The organism is Thermoflexus sp. (genome assembly GCF_034432235.1).
GTDB lineage: Bacteria > Chloroflexota > Anaerolineae > Thermoflexales > Thermoflexaceae > Thermoflexus.
Map to the genome: position 1 here is coordinate 1 of NZ_DAOUCJ010000049.1, position 3,827 is coordinate 3,827.

Below are 3,827 nucleotides of genomic sequence, written 5' to 3' on the forward strand. Positions count from 1 at the left end.
GGAGGGCGGTGAGGAAGCGAACGATCTCCTGGTGGGTTCGGGAGGCGGGGCTGTAATGCACGATGGTGCCGTCGACCCACTCGGCTCGGGTGTCCTCATCGGCCTGGGCCAGGAACTCCTCATAGGAAATCCGCGGGGGAGCGGGGGATTCCAGCAACAGTTTCAGCAGGCGACGGCGGAGCTCCTCCGTTAACACCCCCGGCTCCCGGAGCCATGCCAGCACCTGTTCCGCCCGGGGTTCCATTTCCATCCAACCTCCCTGGCGATTTCCCCCTTAAATATAGCGCGGCTTCTCCTTTCCCCCAAGGCGTCCCATGAAACCCGTGGAGCCTTTCTGGGGGATAAGGGGGGCTGCCGGGCAGCGACGAGCCTGGCCCTCCATAGATCTCAGAGGGATCTGGATCCTCAAACTGCCCGCCTCGCCCTGCGTATCATTTATATGAGGGTTTGCCTCGTGGAAATGCCCCAGCCTCCAGGAGGGATGGCCATGGCACGATGGTGGGAGCGGGTGAGCCGGGCGCTGCAGATGGAGGAAGTCGGGGCCGGATGGCCGGCGGAGATCATCCCTTACCGCGCGGGGATGATCGGTGGCCTAGCGGGAGGAAGCGCCATGGTGCTTGTGGCCATCGCTTACGGTCTGCTCTCCGGCCGGGGGATCTGGTTCCCGGTGAATCTCATTGGGGCCACCCTGGTCCGGGAGCTCCAGCGGGCGTCCCCGGAAGCGCTGATGTCCTTCCATGCGGGGGCGTTCTTCGCTGGATTATTGCTCCATGCGTTTCTCTCGATCACGCTGGGAGTTCTCTATGCGCTCATTCTGCCCACCCTCCCCGGATCTCCCTTGCTATGGGCAGTGATTGTGGGGCCATTGCTCTGGTTGGCCGCAACGTGGATTATCCTCCCGATCTTCAACCCCGTGATGGTCCGTTATGTAGACTGGCCATCCTTTGCCCTGGCCCATCTGGCCTATGGGCTGATCATGGGGATCCTGGTGGGGCGCATGCCCCGAGTTCGAACGAACCGATAGGGAGCTCCGGGGTTCGCCCGATGGATTCTCTGGCTGGATCCACCGGACCCACGGGGCCGAGGGGCTTTCTGGAATCCTGGGGCTCTGAAAGCCTCGAAAGCGGGTGAATCGGATCCGATCCCCAATAAATGCATACGGCCCGGTCTCGGTCTGGGTCCGAGCCGGGCCGCAGCAGGAAAGGAGGGGCCAGGGCAAGCGAACGCCAGTGGAGTGGGCGGCGATGGCGCTGCTTGCAGCTTCATCATAATAAGGCCCAGGGGGATCATGTAGTGATAAATGTCACAATTTATGGATGACAGTTGTCAGCCAAATGAGAGGGCTTGAGGGAGGGATATCCTGCCTTTCACCCCCCCGCTTTCTCCAGGATCGCACCGAAGGCTCCGTCCATATGATGGATGTGGGGGAGGACCCGATAGAAGCCCTCGGCGTCCACAAAGGGGCTGGGCACTTTCCCCTGGGCGGACACGAAGCGGAATTCCGGGTGATCCCGGAGGAAGGCGTGGATTTGCTCCTCATTTTCCTCCGGCTCCAGGGAGCAGGTGCTGTAGACCAGACGTCCTCCCGGCCGGAGCATCCGGGCAGCTGCCTCCAGGAGTCCTCGCTGTATCCGGGTGAGGCCGATCAGATCCGATTCCTGTTTATGCCACCGGGCGTCACTCCGCCGGGCCAGCACGCCGGTCCCCAGACAGGGGGCGTCGATCAGGATCCGGTCTGCCCATTCCGGGAGGAAAGGCCTCTGTCCATCCGCCTGGATCACCCGGATGATGGTGAAGCCCATTCGGAGGGCATGCTCCCGCAGGCGCCGCAGGCGGCCGAAATGGGCATCGGCCGCCACGATGATCCCTCGATCCCCCATGCCCTCCGCGATCGCCGTGGTCTTCCCCCCTGGAGCGGCGCACAGATCCAGCACCCGCAACCCGGGCCGGAGATCCATCAGATAGGGGACCAGAGCTGCCGCCTCGTCCTGGGCGATCACCTTTCCTTCCTGATAGGCCGGCCATGCGGCGAGGTCCAGCCCTCCCTCCACCTGCACGATGTAAGGGTGATAGGCACCAGGCCGGGCCCGCAATCCCCGCGCTTCCAGGTCGGCGAGGATCTCCTCCCGGGTCGCCCGCAGACGGTTCACTCGCAGGCTCAATGGCCGCGGGGTGTTGTGGAAGCGGCAGAGCTCCCGCGCTCCGTCCACCCCATATCGGGTGATCCAGCGTCGTACCATCCATTCTGGAAAAGAATACCGGATCGCCAGGTGCGCCACGGGGTCGATTTCGATCGGGGGGAAGGTGGCCACCGGCCGTCCCTGTTCCAGCCGGGCGGAGATCCGCCGCAACACCGCGTTCACCAGGGCGGCCGCTCCCTCTCCGGCGACGGCGCGGGCCACTTCCACCGTCTCGTGCACCGCAGCCCAGCGGGGGATCCGATCGAGGAACATCAACTGATAGAGCCCCATTCGCAGCGCGTTCCGCACCCAGGGGTCCAGGCGCTCCAGCCCGCCCCGCACGTAGCGGGCCAGCACCCAGTCCAGGGTTTTCCGCCAGATGGTCACGCCATCCACGAGGGTGGTGAGGAGGTCCTGATCCCGCGGGGATAGCTCCGCCTCCCGCCGCAGGGCCTGCAACACGTAGTCCGCATAGGCGGCCCGGGTCTCGATCCGATACAGGGCCTTCAGGGCGTAATAGCGCGCCGGGGATCGAACGGACGGACGGGCAGGCACGGGAGCGCCTCCGGGTTCAGTGCCTGAGGGGCGACTCCATCGACAGGGTGGCCGGGATCTCGGTCCGGTAAGTGGTCCGCGCGCCGGCCGCCTGCAGGGCACGGGCCACCCGCTCCGCCTGCTCCGGGCGCACCAGGGCGATCAGATGGCCCCCCCGTCCGCCGCCGGTCAGCTTGGCCCCCAGGGCGCCGGCCTCCCGGGCGGTCCGGGTGAGATGATCCAGGGCTGGCGAGGAAACCCCCAGTTCCCTGAGCAGCTGGTGATTTGTGTCCAGGAGCGGGCCCAGATCCTCGATCCGGCCAGAGGCCAGGCAATCCTCCGCTTCCCGCACCAGGGCCGCGATGGCGTCGAATAACCGCTCGTATCGGTCCGGCTCCCGCTCCCAGCCCATCCGCACCGCGGCCACGGTCTCCCGCGTCGGGCTGGGGATACCGGAATCGGCGATGACCAGCGTGAAGGGCCGGGCGATGGCGAGGAACACAGGCGGTTGCCCCCGGACGAAACGGAGGGGGCGCTCGTAGGCGATCACCGTGTTGTCGATCCCGCTGGGGGTCCCGTGATGGCGCTTCTCGACCTCGTAGACCAGGGTGGAGACAAGCTCCGGATCAGGGGACTGGCCGGCCCACCGGAAGATCGCCCGCACCAGCGCCGCCGACACAGCGGCGCCACTTCCCAGCCCGCTGGCGATGGGCAGTTCCGAGCGCAGCACCAGCCGGAGGTCCGGCTCAGGAAGGGCCAGATGTTCCAGGGCCAGGCGAACGGCCATGGCCAGCGGGTGATCCGGTGGCGCCTCGGAGAGCCGGAGCCTCTCCCCGGTGTCCAGCGCCTCGATCCAGCATCCGGATCCGGGGGGAAGGGGCTCTGCCCGTGCCCGGGCCCGCAACCCACACACCGGGGCGGCGAGGGCGGGCCGGCCGTAAACCACCGCATGCTCCCCCAGCAGGATCACCTTGCCGCAAGCGGAAGCTTCCACCGGAAGGCGGGTCTCCGTCGTCATGGCCCGTTGACTCTTTCCGCAGCAAGGAAATATTCCGTCCCTCGATCGCGGATGCGGAAGACCCTGAACCCCAGGCTTTGCAAACAGCGCTCCAC

3 protein-coding genes and 1 pseudogene are annotated in these 3,827 nt (G+C 66.3%); 1 reads left to right on the top strand and 3 read right to left on the bottom strand.

Features of this window, described 5'->3' with window-relative positions; translation table 11 throughout:
* Window positions 1-250 (bottom strand): annotated as a pseudogene (locus VAE54_RS05735) (hypothetical protein); the annotation flags it as partial.
* 237 nt (window positions 251-487) lie between these two features.
* On the opposite strand from VAE54_RS05735, the gene VAE54_RS05740 reads away from it, so the two are divergent.
* Entirely contained in the window at window positions 488-1,024 is a 537-nt protein-coding gene (locus tag VAE54_RS05740; RefSeq protein WP_322800985.1) for a hypothetical protein, read from the top strand.
* Window positions 1,025-1,367: 343 nt separating this feature from the next.
* On the opposite strand, the gene rsmB is transcribed toward VAE54_RS05740, so the two are convergent.
* Together rsmB and mvk are read right to left on the bottom strand one after the other, a co-directional pair.
* On the bottom strand, window positions 1,368-2,735 hold the full coding sequence (rsmB, locus tag VAE54_RS05745; RefSeq protein ID WP_322800986.1) for a 16S rRNA (cytosine(967)-C(5))-methyltransferase RsmB: 1,368 nt from the start codon (window positions 2,733-2,735) through the stop codon (window positions 1,368-1,370).
* Between the two features lie 16 nt (window positions 2,736-2,751).
* Entirely contained in the window at window positions 2,752-3,732 is a 981-nt protein-coding gene (gene mvk, locus VAE54_RS05750) for a mevalonate kinase (RefSeq protein WP_322800987.1), read from the bottom strand.
* Between the last annotated feature and the right edge of the window lie 95 nt (window positions 3,733-3,827).

Bases quoted from the DNA above. Each gene is read 5' to 3' on its own strand.
- mvk (WP_322800987.1), bottom strand. From the start codon at position 3,732: ATGACGACGGAGACCCGCCTTCCGGTGGAAGCTTCCGCTTGCGGCAAG.
- VAE54_RS05740 (WP_322800985.1), top strand. From the start codon at position 488: ATGGCACGATGGTGGGAGCGGGTGAGCCGGGCGCTGCAGATGGAGGAA.